Raw genomic sequence first — 19113 nt, forward strand, 5'->3', positions numbered from 1 at the left:
GCACCGGGGCTTTCCGCTGCCCAGGGCTCTTCTCGGGCAGGCTGAATCTTCCCCGTACGCCACCCGGCCGCTCCGCTCCGTAACTACGCTGGCACGCACCGCAGTGTTCCTCCGTGTGAGCGGGGCCGCTGCGGGTGACCGGAACGGACGGCGAGGACGGTGGGGCGGGCATGAGCTACGAGGACCGCGGGGCGGGCAGGGACGACCAGGCGTGTGGGGCGGGCGCGGGGCAGGAGGACGCCCCCGCCGACGCGTTGGCGGGGGCGGAGGAAGAGGTGCGCATCCGACGGATCGCCGCCGAGCGGGACCCCGCCACCGGTCGGCCCGCGCTCGCCCGTGCGCTGCACGAGCTGTCGGACCGGCGCTCCGCCACCGGGGACCGCACCGGCGCCCTGGCCCCGGCGAAGGAGGCCGCGCGGACGTACGCCGAGCTCGGCACGGAGCGCCCCGGGTACTTCCAGGCGGAGCTGGCCCTGGCCATGGGCGCCCTGGGCGACCGGATCGCCGACACCGGGGACCGGGCGACCGCCGTGCCGTTCGCGAAGCAGTCCGTACGGCTCCAGCGCGAGCTGGTCGAGGAGGAGCGGCCGGGCGCGTCCGTCCCGGCGCTCGCGGAGTACCTCCTGCGGTACGCCACGCATCTGGCGGCCGCCGGAGAGGTGGTGGAGGCCGTGGCCCCCGCCGAGGAGGCGGTCCATCTCCTCCGGCGCCTCGCCGAGCAGGATCCGGAGGCCTTCCTCCCCCGGCTCGCCGCCGCGCTCCACGCCCTCGGCAACCACCTCGCGGCCGTGAGCGACACCTCCGGGGCGATCGAGGCGGCCCAGGAGGCCCGCAGCCGTTTCCGGGCGCTCGCCGCACAGCGGCCGGCCCTCTTCCGTCCGGAGCTGGCCAGGGCACTGGACGGCCTCGCCGGTCACCTCGACCGGGCCGGCGACACCGGGGCGGGCCTCCGGGTGGCGGAGGAGGCCGTCGCCCTCCACCGCGAGCTGGCGGCACAGCGCCCCGAGGACTGCCGCCCCGGGCTCGCCGCCGCGCTGTGCACCCTCGCCCGAAGCCTGGCCGGGACCGGCGGCCCGGCGCAGGCCCTGCCCCCAGCGCGGGAGGCCGTCGTCCTGCTGCGCGAGCAGGGGGACACCTGCCGGCCCGACCTGGCCCGCTCCCTCCAGGCGCTCGGCAGCCACCTGGAACGGAGCGGTGATGCCGAGGGGGCGGTGGCGGCGTTCGGGGAAGCGGTGGCCCTCCACCGGGCCCTGGCGCTGGAGCCCCCCGGCATCCCTGACGCCTCCCTGCTCTCCGCTCTCGACGACCTGGCCCGCTCTCTCGCCCGCACCGGCGGGCACGCGGCGGCGATCGAGGAGTTCGACGGGGCCGTCAAGGAACTCGCCGGGGCCGCCCCGGCGACCGCCCGGCGCCTGGGCGTCGAGCGGAGCGCCTTCCTGCTGCGCTGCCCCGCCCCCTGGCCCGCGACCGGGGTGACCGAGCTGGTGACCTGGCTCGATGCGGACGCCGAGGCGGGCGGCGGCCCGGACACCGTGACCGTACGGGCCCGGCAGGCGCTGCGCGGGTGCGGGGACATCGCGGCGGTGCACACGGCGTGGGAGGAGGAGACGTTCACGCCGGTGCCGGACTGGCTCGCCCTGCCGCCGAAGACCCTGGACCTCGTCAGCGCCTGGATGTTCGCGCCGAACTGGCCCCGGTCACGCGACTTCTGGTCCCGGAACGCCGATGTCCTCGGCGGCGATGCGGCGGCGACGGCCCTCGACGAGCTGGCGGTCCTGGACCCGCGCGGCGCGCAGCGGCACGCCCTGCTCCGCGAGTCCGTCCTGGTCCACGGGGTGACCGCCGCCTACGATCCGCTGATCCTCTCGGAGCAGTTGGCGCAGTGGCTGGAGTGCGCGGACTGGGCGGAGTCACGGGCCTACCTGGAGGAGCACCCGCGCCTGATGACCGTGCGGCCGCCGGAGACCACCCCGCTGGCCCACGTCGCGATGCTCGAGATCGGCCGCGCCGAGGGGCTGGCCGCCGCCTACCGGCTCGTGGAGGACCGCGGTGCCCTCCAGGCCTACGTGGACCGGGCGTTGGAGGCGGGGGACGGCACCGCGCTGATGCACGGCGGAGGTATCGAGGGGCAGGTCTTCGGCGACCGGCTCTCCTCGCTCACCCATGCCCAGGAGGCCCTGGTGCTCGCGGGGGCGACGGATGGCTTCGAACCGGACGACCTGGCCGCGCTCCTGCACAAGGCCTCCGAGGAGACCCGCGCCCGGCTGCTGAGGGAGACGGTCGCCCTGAGCGCCCGCCATCCGGACCCGCACGGGGACGCCTGGCTCCGCATCGCGCGGGCCCTCGGCGGAGCCGCCTGAGGCTCACCCACCCCAGCGGCGGGAAACCGGAAGGGGCCTGTCCCGCGCAGGTGCGCGGGACAGGCCCCTTCCGTCGGGTCAGGCCTTCGCGGGCTCCGTCTCCGGGGCCGTCTCCGGCTCCGGCCGGGCCGGGGCGTCCGCCCTGGCCGCACGCTTGGCGGCCTTCTTCTTGGCGCGGCGCTCCTTGCGCAGCTCGACCATCGCGTACAGCGTCGGCACGAGCAACAGGGTCAGCAGCGTGGAGCTGACCAGACCGCCGATGACCACGACGCCCAGCGGCTGCGAGATGAAGCCGCCCTCGCCGGTGACGCCGAGCGCCATCGGGAGCAGGGCGAAGATGGTCGCGAGCGCCGTCATCAGGATCGGGCGGAAGCGGTGGCGGCCGCCCTCGATGACGGCTTCCACGATCCCGAGGCCCTGGGCCCGGTACTGGTTGATCAGGTCGATCAGCACGATCGCGTTGGTGACCACGATGCCGATGAGCATCAGCATCCCGATCATCGCGGGAACGCCCAGCGGGGTGCCCGTGATGAGCAGGAGGGCCAGCGCGCCGGTCGCCGCGAACGGCACGGAGACCAGCAGGATCAGCGGCTGGACGAGCGACCGGAAGGTGGCCACCAGCAGCATGAAGACGATCGCGATGGCGGCCAGCATGGCGAGGCCGAGCTGCATGAAGGCTTCGTTCTGGTCCTCGGTGACGCCGCCGATGGTGGCGGTGGCGCCCTCGGGGAGGTCCAGCGCGTCGATCTTCTTGGCGAGGTCGGTGCTGACCGCGCCGGTGTTGTCGCCGACCGGCTTGGCGGTGATCGTCGCCGATCGCTGTCCGTCGATCCGGGTCATGGAGACCGGGCCGGGGACGACCTTCACGTCGGCGATGTCGCCGAGCTCGACCGGGCCGAGCGGCAGGGCCTTCAGCTGGGCCATGGTGGCGGCCGGCTTCGAGGACCGGATGACGATGTCGCGCTCGGTGTCGTCCAGCGTCGCGGTGCCGGCGGGGGTGCCGCGCACGGCTCCCGCGACGATGCCGCCGAGGGCCGCGGAGTCGAATCCGGCGGCGGCCGCCCGGTCGTTGGCGGTGACCGAGATGCGCGGGACGCTCTGCGCCAGGTCGCTCTGGACGTCGGTGACGTCCTTGATGGTGGCGACCTCGGTGCGGACCGCCTCGGCGGCCTTCTTCAGGACGTCCCCGTCGGCGGCCTTGACCACGACGCTCAGGTCCTGGGAGCCGAAGCCGTCGCCCGCGGCGATGGTGGTGTCGCCGATGCCGTCGAGCTCGCCGAGGGCCTCGTCGATGCGGTCCTGGGCGTCCTCGTAGTCCGCGGCGTCCTTCAGGGTGACCTGGTAGGAGGCCTGGTTGGAGCCGGTGCCGCCGCCGAAGGCGGCCATGAAGCCGGAGGAGCCGACGGTGACCTGGTAGTCCTTGACGCCCTGGTCCTGGTCGAGGACCTTCTCGACCTTGCGGGCGGCCTCGTCGGCGGCTTCCAGACTGGTGCCGGGGGTGAGCTCCTGCTTGACGGTCAGGACCTCCTGTTCGCCGGCGTCGAAGAAGTTGGTCTTCAGCAGCGGGACCATCCCGAAGGTGCCGAGGAGCACCGCGACGGCGATGACGAGGCTGGTGACCCGGCGGCGGGTCGCGAAGCGCAGGACCGGGACGTAGATCCGCTGGAGCTTGCTGGCCGCTTCCTTCTCCTCGGCGAGGCGGCGGGCCTCCGCCGCGTCCTCGGGGGTGCCCTTGGGGGCGCGCAGGAACCAGTACGAGAGCACCGGCACGACGGTGAGCGAGACCACCAGGGAGGCCAGCAGGGCCGCGGTGATGGTCAGCGAGAACGAGCCGAAGAGCTGGCCGACCATGCCGCCGACCAGACCGATGGGCAGGAAGACCGCGACGGTGGTGAGGGTGGCGGAGGTGACCGCTCCGGCGACCTCCTTGACCGCGGTGATGATCGCCGCGTGGCGCTCCTCGCCGTAGCCGAGGTGGCGCTTGATGTTCTCCAGGACCACGATCGAGTCGTCCACGACCCGGCCGATGGCGATGGTGAGCGCGCCGAGGGTGAGCATGTTGAGCGACAGGTCGCGGGTCCAGAGCACGATCAGCGCGAGGACGATGGACAGCGGGATGGAGACCGCGGTGACCAGCGTGGAGCGGATCGAGGCGAGGAAGACCAGGATCACGATGACCGCGAAGACCAGGCCGAGCGCGCCCTCCGTGGTCAGGCCGGAGATCGACTTGGAGACGGCGGGGCCCTGGTCGGAGACGACCGTCAGCTCGGCGCCGCTGCCGAGGTCCTTGCGGAGGTCGGGAAGCTTGTCCTGGACCGCGTCCGAGATGGCGACGGCGCTGCCGTCCTTGTCCATCGTCGCCATCACGGCAAGGCTCGGCTTGCCGTTGGTGCGGGTGATGGAGACCGCCGTGGACGGCTCCTGCTTCACCTCGGCGACGTCGCCGAGGCGCACCGGCTTTCCGGGCGCGCCGCCCGCCGGGTCCTTGGCGACGACCTGGAGGTCCTCGATCTGCTTCAGCGAGGTGTAGGCGCCGCCGACCTGGATGGTGCGGCTCTTGCCGGACTCGGAGAAGGAACCGGCCGGCACGGTGGCGCCGCCCGCCTGGAGCGCCTGGGACAGCGACGCGGCGTTCAGACCGGCCGCGGCGAGCCTGGCGTCGTCGGGCACGACGGATACCTGGAGGTCCCGCACCCCGTCCACCGTGACCTGGCCGACGCCTTCGATGTCCTCGAGGGCCGGGACGACCGTGCGGTCGAGCTGGTCGGCCAGCACCTGCTGGTCCTTGTCGGAGGTGACGGCGAGGACCACGGTCGGGATGTCGTCCGTGGAGCCGGCGACGACCTGCGGGTCGACCCCGTCGGGCAGCTGGGCGCGAACCCGGTTCACCGCCTGCTGGATGTCGGCGACGAGCTGCTTGGTGCCTTCGTCGCCGAAGTCGAAGGTCGCCATGATGATGGCGTTGCCCTCGCTGGCGGTGGAAGTGATGCCCTCGACGCCGTCGACGGCCTTGAGGGCGGTCTCCAGGGGCTCGACGACCTGCTTCTCGACCACATCGGGAGACGCACCCTGGTAGGGCGCCAGCACCGAGACCATCGGCAGTTCGATGGTGGGCAGCAGCTGCTGCTTGAGCTGCGGGATCGCTATCGCGCCGAAGACCAGCGCGACAATCGAGATCAGCCCGATCAGGGCCCTTTGCGCGAGGCTGAATCTGGACAGCCAGGACATGGGTGGTTCTCTCTTCTGTGGCGTACGCGGCAGAGGGGCGGGGAGGGAAATAGGGGGACACCTCCAGCCCAGTCCCACCATCTCCGCTCCGCGTCGCCGAAACGTCGCCCCCCGGGCTGCTTTCTCACGCCGCGCATACCGCAGGTGGAGTACGCCGCAGTACGCCGTAACTCCACCCGGTCAGTCGACCCGGGGACGCACCAGGCCCGATTCGTAGGCGATTACCACCAATTGGGCCCGGTCCCGGGCTCCCAGTTTCGCCATCGCCCGGTTGACATGGGTCTTGACGGTGAGCGGGCTGACCGCGAGCCGCTCGGCGATCTCGTCGTTGGAGTGGCCGCCCGCGACCAGCACCAGCACCTCGCGCTCGCGACCGGTGAGCGCCGCCAGCCGCTGCGCGTACTCCGCGCTGTCCGGCCCCTCCCCCGAGCTGCCGCCCTGGGCCAGGAACGTGGCGATGAGCCCCTTGGTCGCCGCCGGGGAGAGCAGCGCCTCGCCGGCCGCGGCGATCCGGATGGCGTTGAGGAGTTCCTCGGGCTCCGCGCCCTTGCCGAGGAAGCCGGAGGCTCCGGCGCGCAGCGACTGGACCACGTACTCGTCGACCTCGAAGGTGGTGAGCATGACCACCCGCACCGCGGACAGTTCCGGGTCGGCGCTGATCATGCGGGTGGCGGCGAGCCCGTCGGTGCCCGGCATCCGGATGTCCATGAGCACCACGTCGGCGCCCGTGGCACGGGCCGCCTCGACCGCCTGGGCCCCGTCGGCCGCCTCGCCGACCACCTCCATGTCCGGCTCGGAGTCCACCAGCACCCGGAACGCGCTGCGCAGCAGCGCCTGGTCGTCGGCGAGCAGCACCTTGATCGGCGCCTGCGGCGTCGGCTGCGGCCCAGGCGCCGGTGTCGGCTGTGTCATCGGCAGAGCCCCGTCCCGCCCGCTGTGCCCGGCCGCTCCGGTTCACCCTTGCGGGCCTCGACCGGAAGGATCGCATGGACCCGGAAGCCGCCCCCGTACCGAGGCCCCGCGGTGAGGGCGCCGCCGAGGGCGGTGACGCGCTCGCGCATGCCGACCAGGCCGTGACCGCCGCTGTCCAGACCCTCGTCGGCGCCGCCGCCCGGTCCGGCGCCGGGCCGCCGGGCGGCGCTTCCCCGGCCGTTGTCGAGCACGGTGACCTCGGCGGTGGCGCCGACCCGTACGACGCTCACCTCGGCCTTGGCCCCGGCGCCCGCGTGCTTGCGGACGTTGGTCAGGGCCTCCTGGATGACCCGGTAGGCGGCCAGGTCGACGGCGGCGGGCAGCCGGTCCGTCCGGTCGGCGCAGGCCACCTCGACGGGGAGCCCGGCGTTGCGGAAGGTGCCGACCAGTTCGCCGAGGACGGCGAGGCCGGGGGCCGGTTCGGTGGGCGCCTCGGGGTCGCCCTGCTGGCGCAGGAGGCCGACGGTGACCCGGAGTTCGTTGAGCGCGGAACGGCTGGCGTCGCGGACGTGGGCGAGCGCTTCCTTGGCCTGGTCCGGGCGCTTGTCCATGACGTGGGCGGCGACCCCGGCCTGGACGTTGACCAGGGCAATGTGGTGGGCGACGACGTCATGGAGGTCCCGGGCGATCCGCAGCCGCTCCTCGGCGACCCGGCGGCGGGCCTCCTCCTCACGGGTGCGCTCGGCCCGCTCGGCGCGCTCCCGGATGGCGTCGACGAACGCGCGCCTGCTGCGTACGGCGTCGCCCGCGGCCCCCGCCATCCCGGTCCAGGCGAACACGCCGAGGTTCTCCTGGCTGTACCAGGGGGTCGAGCCGAAGACCATGGCGGAGGCCGTGACCGCCCCCATGGTCAGCAGCCCGACCCGCCAGGTGGTGGGGCGGTCGGTGCGCGAGGCGACGGTGTAGAGGGCGATGACCGTGCCCATGACGACCGGGGCGGGCGGGTCCATCGAGATGTACTCGGTGACCGAGAGCAGGCCGGTGACGGCGAGGACCTGCATCGGACGCCGTCGCCGCAGGACCAGGGCGAGGGCCGCGAGCACCATCAGGAGCACGCTGAACAGCGTGGGGGTCCGGCCGCCGAACGCCGGCGGCCCGTGACCGTCGCCCGGGTCGGTGAACGAACTGCAGATCATCGCGACGAGGATGCAGAACGCCAGGGCCGCGTCGAACGCGAGGGGATGATCCCGGAGCCAGCGGCGGGCGCGCGCGAAGCCGGACGAGAGGGTGGTCACGTCCAGCAACGGTACGCGGCCGCCCACCGGGGAAGAAGCGAGCGTTCGCCGGGAGACGATCCACGGGCCGGCCGAAGGGCCGGCCCGTGGATTCAGTTGGGGATGAGCCCGTCGTCGCTGAGCATGGCGGTGACGTCCTCAAGGGTCGCGTCGGGCGCCGGCAGGATCAGCTCGGACGGCTCCAGGGAATCGTCCGGCAGCGGAGTACCGAGCTCGCGCACCTTGTCCAGGAGCGCGTGGAGAGTCGTGCGAAAGCCGGGGCCGTCGCCGCTCTCCATCTCCTTGAGCAGGACGTCGTCGAGCTCGTTCAGTTCGACGAAGTGACTGTCGGCCAGCTTGACCTGGCCCTCCCCCATGATCCGTACGATCATGACGCTGCCCTTACTGCTTGTCGAACTTGTGCGGGGACGACTGCTGCGACTGCGGCGCACCGTCCTGCGCGCCGCCTTCGATGGCCTGCTGCGAGGACGAGGAGCCGCCGGCCAGCTCGGCCTTCATCCGCTGCAGCTCCAGCTCCACGTCGCTGCCGCCGGAGATCCGGTCCAGCTCGGCGGCGATGTCGTCCTTCGCCGTGCCGGTGGGGTCGTCCAGGGCGCCGGAGGCGAGCAGCTCGTCGATGGCGCCGGCCCGCGCCTGGAGCTGCTGCGTCTTGTCCTCGGCCCGCTGGATCGCGAGGCCGACGTCGCCCATCTCCTCGGAGATGCCGGAGAAGGCCTCGCCGATCCGGGTCTGGGCCTGGGCCGCCGTGTAGGTGGCCTTGATGGTCTCCTTCTTCGTGCGGAAGGCGTCGACCTTGGCCTGCAGCCGCTGGGCCGCGAGGGTGAGCTTCTCCTCCTCGCCCTGCAACGTGGTGTGCTGCGTCTCCAGGTCGGTGACCTGCTGCTGGAGGGCGGCACGCCGGGACAGCGCTTCGCGGGCCAGGTCCTCGCGGCCCAGCGCCAGCGCCTTGCGGCCCTGGTCCTCCAGCTTGGACGACTGGCCCTGCAGCTGGTTCAGCTGCAGCTCCAGGCGCTTGCGGGACGTCGCGACGTCGGCGACGCCGCGGCGCACCTTCTGAAGCAGCTCCAGCTGCTTCTGGTACGAGTAATCCAGGGTCTCGCGCGGATCCTCGGCCCGGTCAAGGGCCTTGTTTGCCTTCGCGCGGAAAAGCATCCCCATACGCTTCATGACACCGCTCATGGGCTTCGCGCGCCCCCTTCTGACGGACTGAGCTCCAGCACTCCCGATAGAACCCACAGTACGGGCCCTGTCTCTATTACCGCACTGTCCGAGTCCCGATGTGCTCCTCCCCAAGGACGACTGCACCCGGTGAACACTCCCGCCCAGGGTGTAGGTGAGGCCCCGGGACAGCTCGTGACGGACGTCGGAACGGGCGGTAAACGCCCGTATCGACCCGTCGTGGCACTTCTGGGGACGCCGTCCGTTGCCGGATCGTTCCCGCCCGGGTCACCGGGCCCGCGCGCCGACCCCGTACCCTTGGGTTTTGTGTTCCGTAGCCGTGCCAAGACAGAGAAGGCCCCCACCGACAAGGTGACGGCGGACCTCTCCCAGCAGCCCCGCGACCCGCAGGCTCCCAAGGGTCGCCCCACCCCCAAGCGCAGCGAGGCCCAGACGCAGCGCCGACGCGCCGCGTCCAGCGCGCCGACCGACCGCAAGGCGGCCATGAAGCGCCAGCGCGAAGCGCGCCGCGCCGACCTGGCCAAACAGCGTGAGGCGCTCGCGTCGGGCGACGAGCGCTACCTCCCGGTCCGCGACAAGGGCCCGGTCAGGCGTTTCGTCCGCGACTACGTGGACTCGCGCTTCTGCATCGCCGAGTGGTTCCTGCCGCTCGCCGTGATCATCCTGATCCTCAGCGTGATCCAGGTGCAGAACATCCAGAGCATCTCGCTGCTGCTCTGGCTCGGCGTGATCATCCTGATCGTGATCGACTCGATCGGTCTGTCGCTGCGCCTGAAGAAGCAGCTGCGCGAGCGCTTCCCGGACACGCCGAAGCGCGGAGCCGTGGCGTACGGCCTGATGCGCACGCTCCAGATGCGCCGACTGCGGCTTCCGAAGCCGCAGGTCAAGCGCGGAGAGCGGCCCTGAGCACGGAGACCTCCGGCTTCACCGGGGTCTCCTCGGCGTGGCTGGCGGGTCTCGTCGGCGTACGCAACAGGGTCCGCCAGGAGCTCGTCGCGCGGCAGCTGGACGAGCAGATAGCCGGGCGGTTCCCGGTGGGCCGGCGGCTGCGCGTCCTGGACGTCGGCATGGGCCAGGGCACCCAGGCGCTGCGGCTGGCGCGGGCCGGTCACTCGGTGACCGGCCTGGAGTCGGACGCCGAGATGCTGCGGGCAGCCCGGGAGTCCCTGGCGACCGAGCCGGAAGGCATCCGGGACCGGGTCAGGCTCATCGAGGGCGACGGCCGGGACACCGGCGTGCACTTCCTGCCCGGCAGTTTCGACGTGGTGCTGTGCCACGGCGTCCTGATGTACGTCGAGGAGCCGGACCCGATGCTGGCCGGGCTCGCCCGGATGCTGGCCCCCGGCGGTCTGCTCTCCCTGCTCGTGCGGAACGCGGACGCTCTCGCGATGCGCCCGGGGCTCGCCGGTGACTTCGGCGCGGCCCTGACCGCCTTCGACACCGCCACGTACACCAACCGCCTCGGCCTCGCCGTGCGGGCCGACCGGCTCGACGCCCTGCGGGCCACGCTCGCCGGAATCGCCGCGCCGCTGCACGCCTGGTACGGCGTGCGGGTCTTCACCGACCAGGTGGGCAACGACGTGGAGCTGCCGGCCGAGGAGCTGGAGCGGGTCCTGACCCTGGAGGACCGGGCCGGTCGGACCGACCCGTACCGGGGTGTGGCGGCGCTGCTGCACCTGTGCGGCGTGCGCGGCTGAGGGACGTTCGGCGGCGGGCCCGTTCGGCCCATCAGCGGGGGCACCCGAACGGGTCGGCCCCCAGACTCCGGATATGGACGCATCCCCCTCCCGCAGCCGGGCGCGCAGGCTGCTGCTTCCCCTGTCCGCGGCCGTCTGCGCCATCGCCCTGGCGGGCGGCTGTTCCGGTACGGATCCGGCGGCCCCGGCCCCGGAGGCCAGCGCCTCGGGCACCGTGCAGGGGTCGGTGAAGCGCGCCCCCGACGACCTGGAGAACGCCTACCAGGCCGTCATCAACGACGTACTGCCGTCGGTGGTGCAGATCGACGCCTCGAACAGCCTCGGTTCCGGGGTCGTCTACGACGACAAGGGGCACATCGTCACCAACGCCCATGTGGTCGGCGACGAGAAGACGTTCAAGGTCAGCGTCGCCACCGGGGAGGCGGTGCTGAGCGCCTCGCTGGTCTCCTCCTACCCGGAGCAGGACCTGGCCGTGATCAAGCTCGACGAGGTGCCGGACGGGCTGAAGCCCGCGAAGTTCGGCGACGCGGAGAAGGTCGAAGTGGGGCAGATCGTGATGGCGATGGGCTCGCCGCTGGGCCTGTCCAGCAGCGTCACCCAGGGCATCGTCTCGGCGCTCGGCCGGACCGTGAGCGAGAGCCGGGCGGGCGGCGGCACGGGCGCGACGATCGCCAACATGGTGCAGACGTCCGCGGCGATCAACCCGGGCAACAGCGGCGGGGCGCTGGTCAACCTCGACAGCCAGGTGATCGGCATCCCGACCCTCGCGGCGACCGACCCGCAGATGGGCGACAGCGCGGCGCCGGGCATCGGTTTCGCGATCCCCGTGTCGATGGTGAAGACGGTCGCCGACCAGATCATCAAGGACGGCCGGGTCACCGATTCGGGCCGGGCCGCGCTGAACATCACCGGCCGCACGGTCGTCGACGACGACTACCGCCCCGCCGGGGTGGCACTGGTCAGCGTGGACCGGGGCGGGGCCGCGGCCGACGCGGGGATGCGGGCCGGGGACATCATCACGAAGGTCGGGGACAGCGCGGTCACCACGATCACCTCGCTCTCCGAGGCGCTGGCCGGCGACAAGCCGGGCCAGAAGGTGACCGTGACGTACACGCGCGGCGGCGACAGCCGGACGGCGGAGGTCACGCTCGGGGAGATCTGAGCGGGAGACGCGCGAAGGGCGGGCGGTACGGGGAGATCCCCGCGCCGCCCGCCCTTTCGCAGCCCGTCTCCGCCCGGGTTCAGGCGCCGTCGGCCTGCAGGCTCATCGGACCGTAGATCTTGGTGGTGTCCTCGAAGAGCGTCACCTGTGCGGCACCGCCCTCCAGGAGCTCTTTCCAGAACTCACCGATCCAGGACTCCGCGTCGCCCTGGGTGGTGAACTCCTCCGGCTGCAGCGCCGGCTCCGTCTCCGTACCGTCGGACTTCTCGAACCGCCACGTCCACGCCATGCCAGCCTCCTGGGTCACGTTGCTGCCCCGAAGCGTAGCCGGACGCGCACCTCGCGCGGGGACACGGGAGGATCAAGGGTGTGGAACTGACTCTGCTCGGCACCGGAGCCCCCGACGGGCTGCCGCGCCCCTCCTGCCCCTGCGCGGTCTGCGCCTCGGCCCGGGGCCCGTGGGCGCGGGCCGCGACGGCGTTGCTGATCGACGACGCGCTGCTGCTGGACCTCACGCCCGGAGCGGTGTTCGCGGCCGCCCGCGCGGGCCATTCGCTGGGCGCGGTCCGCCAGGTGCTGCTGACCCACCCGCACGACGGGCCGGCCGTCGAACTGCCCGCCCAGCTGCCGACGGCCGGGCGGGTGCCGGACGGCCAGATCCTGACGCTGATCAGCGGACACCGGGTGCGGGCGATGGCGATGGACGCGCCGGGGACCGGGTACGAGGTGACCGCGCCGGAGGGCGAGCGGCTGCTGTACCTGCCGCCGGGGGCCGCCCCCTCCGGTCTGCCCGAGCGGGTGGACCGGCCTCTGGAGCTGGTCGTCTGCGATGTGATCGGGCGGCCCGACGCGGTGGCCCGGCTGCGGTCGGCCGGTGCGATCGGGCCGGCCACCGAGGTGATCGCGGTCCACCTGGACCACGACGCCCCGCCGGGGGCCGCGCTGGAGCGGCGGCTCGCGGCGGCCGGGGCGCGGACGGTTCCGGACGGGACGACGCTGGTGGTGGGCGAGTACCACGCGGTGCCGGACGTGCCGCGCCGGGTGCTGGTGACCGGGGGCGCGCGGTCGGGGAAGTCGCTGGAGGCGGAACAGCGTCTGGAGACCTTCCCGGAGGTGGTGTACGTGGCGACCGGCGGCCGCCGCGACGGGGACCCGGAGTGGGCGGCCCGGGTCGGACTGCACCGGGAGCGCCGGCCGGGCGCCTGGCGGACCGAGGAGACCTGCGAGGTCGCGGAGCTGCTGGACGCGGACGGGCCGCCGCTGCTGGTCGACTGCCTGTCGCTGTGGCTGACCGACGCGATGGACCGGGTGGAGGCCTGGGAGGACGAACGGTGGCACGACGGGGGCGAGGCGGCACTGCGGGAGCGGGTGGCGGAGCTGGTCGCCGCGGTGCGCGGGACCCGACGGCCGGTGGTGCTGGTGACCAACGAGGTGGGGTCGGGGGTGGTCCCGGCGACGTCGGCGGGGCGGCGGTTCCGGGACGAGCTGGGGCGGCTGAACGCGGCGGTGGCGGCGGAGTGCGAGCAGGTGCTGATGGTGGTGGCGGGGCAGGTGCTGGTGCTGCGGGGGTGAGGGGTGCCGGGGTCCTGCCTGTTCCCGCCTGTTCCCTCGGGTTCGCTCGTCCTGCCTCTCCCTCCCGTTCTCTCCGGTTCGCTCACCTTTCCTCTCCCCCTGCCGTTCCCTTGCTTCCCTCTCCTCTCTCCCGCCGCTTGCGGCACGGTCCTTGGGGTGGGCCGACCGGTACTGTTCCGGGCAGGGGGCCCGCCGCCGGGTTCCCCGACCGGACCCGACGTGACGACCCGCGAGGCAGACCTCCGTGAACCTGGACGACTTCTCCGACCTGATCCAACGCCCCGACGGGGGTGTGCGGCGCGATGCCGAGGAACGGCGCGAACGGCTGACCGTGCCCCCCGGGGCGCTCGGGCGGCTCGACGAGCTGGGCGAGTGGCTCAGCGCGGCGCAGCAGTCCGTCCCGGTCAGGGCCGTCGAGCAGCCGCGTCTGGTGCTCTTCGCCGGTGACCACGGAGTGGCGGAGCTGGGCGTCTCGGGCCGGCCGGCGGGAGGCGCGTACGAGCTGGTGCGGGCCGCCCTCGACGGCGCGAGCCCGGCCTCGGTGCTGGCCCGGCGCTTCTCGGTGCCGATGCGGATCGTGGACGTCTCCCTGGACTGCGATCCCGAGCTGCTGCCCGAGTCCGTGGTCCGGCACCGGGTGCGGCGGGGTTCGGGGCGGATCGACGTCGAGGACGCGCTGAGCGCGGAGGAGGCCGAGCAGGCGGTCCGGCTGGGCATGGCGATCGCCGACGAGGAGGCGGACTCGGGCACCGATCTGGTGGTGCTCGGCGACCTCAGCGTCGGCGGGACCACGGCCGCGGCCACACTCGTCGCGGCGCTCTGCGGAACGGACGCCTCCGTGGTGACCGGGCGCGGCGGTGCGGGCATCGACGACCTGGCCTGGATGCGCAAGTGCGCGGCGATCAGGGACGCGCTGCGCCGGGCCCGGCCGGTGCTCGGCGACCAGGTGGAGCTGCTGGCCACATCGGGCGGGGCGGATCTGGCGGCGATGACCGGCTTCCTGCTGCAGAGCGCGGTGCGCCGGATGCCGGTGATCCTGGACGGTGTCGTCTCGGCGGCCTGTGCTCTGGTGGCGCAGCGGGCGGCGTTCCGCGCGCCGGACTGGTGGCTGGCCGGTCAGGCCAGCGGGGAGCCCGCCCAGGCGAAGGCGCTGGACCGGATGGCGCTGACGCCGCTGCTGGACCACGGTGTGACGGTGGGCGAGGGCAGCGGCGCGCTGCTGGCGCTGCCGCTGGTGCAGGCGGCGGCGGCGCTGGCCGCCGAACTGCCGGAGCGCGCGCCGGAGAAGGCCGTCGACGAGGCGGAGGACGTGGCGGAGCCGGCGGAGTCGGCGGACGTGACGGCGCTCGACGGGGCCTGAGAGCGCGGAGCCCGCGAACACGGGCCGGGGCCGCCCGCCTGGAACCTCATCCGCCCATATGTCCGAAATGCGCCATATGATCACCTCTCATGGGAGAGGCTCGATCGGCCGAAGAGGCAGCCCGGCACCGCACCGTCCGGTCCCGGCGGAGCGCGACGTTCGCCATCTGGTACCTGCGCGTCGTCTCGTTCATCAATTTCCTCAGCGCCGTCTGGGTCACCCTCGGCCAGGACCTGCGGCGGCACAACACCGAGAACTACTTCACGCCGTACCTGCTCACCGCGGGGTTCTCCTCCGGGGTGATCGCACTGTTCCTGGCGATCACCATGCGGCGGCGCAAGCGGGCCGCCTGGATCGTCAATCTGGTGCTGGGCGGGCTGGTGCTGCTGGCCCTGATCGTCGCGTTCTTCTTCGGGGAGATCCGCCAGCACGCGCAGAACTGGATCTCGCTGGCGCTGACGGCCGCGTTCGTCGGGGCGCTGCTGCTCGGCCGGCGGGAGTTCTACGCGAAGGGCGACCGCTCCAACCCGAAGCTGGCGGCCCTGGTCGCCGTGGTGGGGCTGCTGGTCACCTCGCTGATCGCGACGGCCCTGGTCACCGTCACCAACACCGCCCACGACGAGTACCGCTCCACCTTCCTGGACCGCTGGCGCTACGGGGCGCTGCGGCTGGTCTCGGTGGCCGCCGACGACTCCCGCTTCCCCGGGATCACCACACCCGGCTGGGTCAACGTCGTCATCAACATCCTCTCGACGCTGCTGCTGATCGCCGTCGTGTACGCCGCCTTCCGCGCCCGCCGGGCGGTCGACCCGCTCTCCCCCGAGGACGACGCGCAACTGCGCGTACTGCTGGACAAGCACGGCGACCGGGACTCGCTCGGCTACTTCGCGCTGCGCCCGGAGAAGAGCGCCGTGTGGTCGCCGACCCGGAAGGCGGCCGTCCTCCACCGCGTCGTCGGCGGAGTCTCGCTGGCCTCCGGTGATCCGATCGGCGATCCGGAGGCCTGGCCCGGCGCGATCGCCCCGTGGCTGGCGGAGGCCCGGGAGCACGGCTGGATCCCGGCCGTGATGGGCGCGAGCGAGGAGGCGGGCACGGTGTACGCCCGGCACGGCCTGGACGCGCTGGAGCTGGGCGACGAGGCGATCGTGGAGACCGCGGAGTTCACCCTCGACGGGCGGGCGATGCGCACGGTCCGCCAGGCCTACAACCGGGTGAAGCGCGCCGGGTACGCGGTGACGATCCGGCGGCACGCGGACATCCCCGAGGACGAGATGGCCGCCCTCGTGCGCCTCGCCGACGCCTGGCGCGACGGCGAGACCGAGCGGGGTTTCTCCATGGCGCTCGGACGGCTCGGCGACCCGGCGGACGGGCAGTGCGTGATGCTGGAGTGCCGGGACGCGGGCGAGGACGGAGCGCCGGGCGAGCTGCGCGCGGTCCTCAGCTTCGTGCCGTGGGGCCCGCACGGTCTGTCCCTGGACCTGATGCGCCGTGACCGGGACGCGGAGAACGGGCTGATGGAGTTCATGGTGATCCAGCTCCTCCAGCGCTCCGACGAGATCGGGATCACTCAGGTGTCGCTGAACTTCGCGATGTTCCGGTCCGTCTTCGAGAGGGGCGCGCGGCTCGGCGCGGGACCGGTGCTGAGGCTGTGGCGTTCGCTGCTGAGCTTCTTCTCGCGCTGGTGGCAGATCGAGTCGCTGTACCGCGCCAACGCCAAGTACCGACCGATCTGGGAGCCCCGCTTCATGCTGTTCGAGAAGAGCGCCGACCTGGCGCGCATCTCCATCGCGGCGGGCCGCGCCGAAGGGTTCCTGGAGGCGCCGGGACTGCCGAAGTGGCTGCACCGCCCGCGTCCGGGCGCCGGTAGGTGAACCGTCCCCCGGCCCTGCGCCGGGCGGCGGCACGGGAGTGGGGCCCGCCGTGCACGACCGTACGGCGGGGGCTCGCCGAACGCGGGGTGCGGGCGCTCGCGCTGACGCTGACCGCGGTGGCGCTGACGGCCCTCGTCCAGCTGGTGCAGAAGCAGGCGTGGGGCTTCCGGCCGGTGCAGAACCTCGGGGCGGTGCGCGCCGAGGACCCGCTCTGGCTCGCTCTGCTGCGTACCCCGCTGTCGCCGTTCGTGCCGGCGCTCGATCTGCCGGTGTGGGGCGCGCTGGCGCAGATCCTGCTGGTGTTCGGCGTCGCGGAGGTGTGCCTGGGGCGGTGGCGCACGGTGGCCGTCGCGTACGTCGCGACGCTGGCGGGGACGCTGTACGCCCGGATCGGCGTCGCGCTCGGGCCGGAGGCGTTCCTCGGGCTGCCCGCCTCCGACGCGCAGGTGGTGGACACCGGCCCCTCGGCGGCGGTCGTGGGGCTCGCGGTGTACGTCTGCCACCAGCAGCGCGCCTGGTTCACCGGGACGCTGGTGGTCCTCGCGATGGTGGTGGAGGTCCTCGTCAAGGACAACCTGGCGGGCCGGGAGCATCTGGCCGCCATCGCCGTCGTGCTGGTGGTGTGCGGCGTACGGGAGTGGCTCGGGCGGCGACGCCGCGGCGGTCAGGACCTGCGGGCGGGCGGCAGCGGCACCCGGTCCGGCGCGCCTCCGATGAGGTCCTGAAACCTCCGGCGCGGCCCGGCCCAGCGCACGTCGTGGTGGTAGGCCCGCAGCAGCGCCCTGGAGCGGGCCCGGTGGCGGTTGCGGTAGAAGCGCCTGGCCCAGGGCGAGGTGGGGCGGGCCAGGCGGAGCGCGCCGATCAGCGCGACGAACGGGACGAGGGTGCCGAGCACCGCCATCCGCGTCTTGCCCTTGAACAGGGCGATCAGGACGAAGCAGAAGTTGATCACGTACGACGTGATGAGGCTGATCCGGCCCTGCTGCTCCTCGTCGGTGACGTCGTCGACGCCGAGCGGGGAGAAGCCCGCCAGGACCAGCAGCACCAGCGAGGCGGTCAGCACGACCACCTCCACGCTCTGCCGGCCCTCCTCGGTCCAGTACACGTCGTCCAGATGCAGGATCAGGGCGAACTCGTCCAGCACCAGCCCCGCGCCCACCCCGAAGACCACCGCGAACAGACCGGCGGCCACGCCGTGCCGTCCGCTGGCCACCGCGCCGAATCCGCCGACCACGCTGAGCACGACCCCGGGCACCACGTGGTGGATGTGCATCCCGCCCGGGGTGATGTTGCGGAACGGGCCCTTCCCGGCGCGGATCATGCGGGTGATGGTGCGGGTGATCGCGAAGGTCAGGACGAAGGCGGCCAGCGCGAGGAGCAGCGGCAGCTTGCCCGGCTCCGCGATGTTGTCGTGCCACCAGTGACCCATGCCACGTACTCCCGATACATCCGTTTCGCTACGATTGCAGCGTTTTGGCCAATCTATCGGTGGGCGATGGCGGCTAGCCTGCGCGCGGTGACCTCCCTGAACAGCCACGGGCTGCGTTTCGCCTTCGGCACCCTGACCGTGCTGCCCGTCCACGTGACCCGCTGGGACCGTGCGACCGCCCGCTCCGGGATGCTCTGCGCCCCGCTCGCCGGACTCGTCGTGGGGCTGCTCGCCGCCGCTGCCGGCTCGCTCCCGCTGCTGGCCGGATCGGGGCCGCTGCTCGCGGCGGTGGCCTCCGTCGCGGTGCCCGCCGCCCTCACCCGGGGGCTGCACCTGGACGGCCTGGCGGACACGGCGGACGGCCTCGGCAGCGGCAAGCCGGCCGAGGACGCGCTGCGCATCATGAAGCAGTCCGACATTGGGCCGTTCGGTGTCATCACGCTGCTCCTGGTCCTGCTGGCGCAGGTCGCGGCCCTCTTCGAGCTGTACGGGCGGGGCTGGACGCACGGGGCGCTCGGGACCGTCGTCGCGGCCGTCGCCGCCCGGCTGGCCCTGACCCTGGCGTCCCGTCAGGGCGTCCCGGCGGCCCGGCCGGAGGGCCTCGGGGCGACGGTCGCCGCCACGGTCCCGGCCGGGCGGGCGCTGCTCGCGGCGGCGGCGACGGTGGCGCTCTGCGCGGCGGCGGGCGCGGGGTCCGGCCCGTACGGGGCGCTGCATCACGCGCTCGCGGTGCTCGGCGCGCTCGCCGCGGCCGAACTGCTGCTGCGGCACTGCGTACGACGGTTCGGCGGGGTCACCGGCGACGTCTTCGGCGGTGTCGAGGAGAGCGCGGCGACGGCGGCCCTGGTGGTGCTGGCGCTCGGCACCTGAGGGCGCGCCACCCCGGCGGCGGCCGCCGGAACCGGCCCCCCTGCCGGTCGGGAACGGCCCGCCGCCGTCACACAGCAGGAAACGCGCGCGTAGGCTCATTCCCGGCACATCGTGGAGGCGTCTACGATGCGCCGGGCACGGTCGGCCCACCCCTCGACCGAACTCGAACTCAACGGAA

16 protein-coding genes are annotated in these 19113 nt (G+C 73.2%); 9 read left to right on the forward strand and 7 right to left on the reverse strand.

The genetic code is table 11. The annotated features are described in order from the left end of the window. Positions 1 to 170: 170 nt before the first annotated feature. Positions 171 to 2360, forward strand: coding sequence for a tetratricopeptide repeat protein (locus ACH4UK_RS01835; protein WP_398354115.1), 2190 nt, complete (start codon positions 171 to 173; stop codon positions 2358 to 2360). Positions 2361 to 2438: 78 nt separating this feature from the next. On the opposite strand, the gene ACH4UK_RS01840 is transcribed toward ACH4UK_RS01835, so the two are convergent. From ACH4UK_RS01840 to ACH4UK_RS01860, 5 genes are all read right to left on the reverse strand, one after another. Continuing rightward, positions 2439 to 5588 carry an efflux RND transporter permease subunit gene (locus tag ACH4UK_RS01840; RefSeq protein ID WP_398354116.1) on the reverse strand — a complete coding sequence of 1050 codons (3150 nt, stop codon included), beginning with the start codon at positions 5586 to 5588 and terminating at the stop codon, positions 2439 to 2441. Positions 5589 to 5768: 180 nt separating this feature from the next. Beyond that, positions 5769 to 6500, reverse strand: a complete 732-nt coding sequence (locus ACH4UK_RS01845; RefSeq protein WP_398354117.1) for a response regulator — start codon at positions 6498 to 6500, stop codon at positions 5769 to 5771. Then, positions 6497 to 7795 carry a sensor histidine kinase gene (locus ACH4UK_RS01850; RefSeq protein WP_398354118.1) on the reverse strand — a complete coding sequence of 433 codons (1299 nt, stop codon included), beginning with the start codon at positions 7793 to 7795 and terminating at the stop codon, positions 6497 to 6499. Before ACH4UK_RS01850 ends, ACH4UK_RS01845 begins: the two co-directional genes overlap by 4 nt. 92 nt (positions 7796 to 7887) lie before the next feature. Then, positions 7888 to 8166 (reverse strand): hypothetical protein, encoded by a 279-nt coding sequence (locus ACH4UK_RS01855; RefSeq protein WP_283894218.1) that lies wholly within the window; start codon positions 8164 to 8166, stop codon positions 7888 to 7890. Between the two features lie 10 nt (positions 8167 to 8176). Further along, positions 8177 to 8962: a PspA/IM30 family protein gene (locus ACH4UK_RS01860; RefSeq protein ID WP_398354119.1), complete on the reverse strand. Its 786-nt coding sequence runs from the start codon at positions 8960 to 8962 to the stop codon at positions 8177 to 8179. A 318-nt stretch (positions 8963 to 9280) separates the two neighbouring features. Between ACH4UK_RS01860 and ACH4UK_RS01865 the strand changes: the two genes are divergently transcribed. The 3 genes from ACH4UK_RS01865 (at position 9281) to ACH4UK_RS01875 (ending at position 11833) form a co-directional block, all read left to right on the forward strand. After that, positions 9281 to 9880 (forward strand): DUF3043 domain-containing protein, encoded by a 600-nt coding sequence (locus tag ACH4UK_RS01865; protein ID WP_398354120.1) that lies wholly within the window; start codon positions 9281 to 9283, stop codon positions 9878 to 9880. A gap of 98 nt (positions 9881 to 9978) precedes the next feature. Beyond that, the gene (locus ACH4UK_RS01870; RefSeq protein ID WP_398354912.1) at positions 9979 to 10671 is read left to right on the forward strand and encodes a methyltransferase domain-containing protein; all 693 of its coding nucleotides are present in this window, start codon (positions 9979 to 9981) and stop codon (positions 10669 to 10671) included. A 73-nt stretch (positions 10672 to 10744) separates the two neighbouring features. Further along, positions 10745 to 11833, forward strand: a complete 1089-nt coding sequence (locus tag ACH4UK_RS01875; RefSeq protein ID WP_398354121.1) for a S1C family serine protease — start codon at positions 10745 to 10747, stop codon at positions 11831 to 11833. A gap of 79 nt (positions 11834 to 11912) precedes the next feature. On the opposite strand, the gene ACH4UK_RS01880 is transcribed toward ACH4UK_RS01875, so the two are convergent. After that, positions 11913 to 12122: a hypothetical protein gene (locus tag ACH4UK_RS01880; protein WP_205084650.1), complete on the reverse strand. Its 210-nt coding sequence runs from the start codon at positions 12120 to 12122 to the stop codon at positions 11913 to 11915. An 80-nt stretch (positions 12123 to 12202) separates the two neighbouring features. Between ACH4UK_RS01880 and ACH4UK_RS01885 the strand changes: the two genes are divergently transcribed. The 4 genes from ACH4UK_RS01885 to ACH4UK_RS01900 all read left to right on the forward strand — a co-directional run bounded on the left by ACH4UK_RS01885 (position 12203) and on the right by ACH4UK_RS01900 (position 17361). Then, positions 12203 to 13405 carry a bifunctional adenosylcobinamide kinase/adenosylcobinamide-phosphate guanylyltransferase gene (locus ACH4UK_RS01885; protein WP_398354122.1) on the forward strand — a complete coding sequence of 401 codons (1203 nt, stop codon included), beginning with the start codon at positions 12203 to 12205 and terminating at the stop codon, positions 13403 to 13405. A 244-nt stretch (positions 13406 to 13649) separates the two neighbouring features. After that, positions 13650 to 14765, forward strand: a complete 1116-nt coding sequence (cobT, locus tag ACH4UK_RS01890) for a nicotinate-nucleotide--dimethylbenzimidazole phosphoribosyltransferase (RefSeq protein WP_398354123.1) — start codon at positions 13650 to 13652, stop codon at positions 14763 to 14765. Positions 14766 to 14854: 89 nt separating this feature from the next. Beyond that, positions 14855 to 16636: a phosphatidylglycerol lysyltransferase domain-containing protein gene (locus ACH4UK_RS01895; RefSeq protein ID WP_398354124.1), complete on the forward strand. Its 1782-nt coding sequence runs from the start codon at positions 14855 to 14857 to the stop codon at positions 16634 to 16636. Continuing rightward, a complete protein-coding gene (locus ACH4UK_RS01900) occupies positions 16633 to 17361 on the forward strand; it encodes a hypothetical protein (RefSeq protein WP_398354125.1) in 729 nt (242 codons plus the stop codon). Before ACH4UK_RS01895 ends, ACH4UK_RS01900 begins: the two co-directional genes overlap by 4 nt. Here the strand turns inward: ACH4UK_RS01900 and ACH4UK_RS01905 are convergent. Continuing rightward, positions 17301 to 18065 (reverse strand): hypothetical protein, encoded by a 765-nt coding sequence (locus tag ACH4UK_RS01905; protein ID WP_398354126.1) that lies wholly within the window; start codon positions 18063 to 18065, stop codon positions 17301 to 17303. The genes ACH4UK_RS01900 and ACH4UK_RS01905 overlap by 61 nt on opposite strands. An 87-nt stretch (positions 18066 to 18152) precedes the next feature. Here ACH4UK_RS01905 and ACH4UK_RS01910 point away from each other — a divergent pair, with 87 nt between their 5' ends. Beyond that, positions 18153 to 18935, forward strand: coding sequence for an adenosylcobinamide-GDP ribazoletransferase (locus tag ACH4UK_RS01910; RefSeq protein WP_398354127.1), 783 nt, complete (start codon positions 18153 to 18155; stop codon positions 18933 to 18935). Positions 18936 to 19113 lie beyond the last annotated feature (178 nt).

It is taken from the genome of Streptomyces sp. NPDC020884, from assembly GCF_044333935.1.
In the GTDB taxonomy this organism is placed as follows: domain Bacteria; phylum Actinomycetota; class Actinomycetes; order Streptomycetales; family Streptomycetaceae; genus Streptomyces.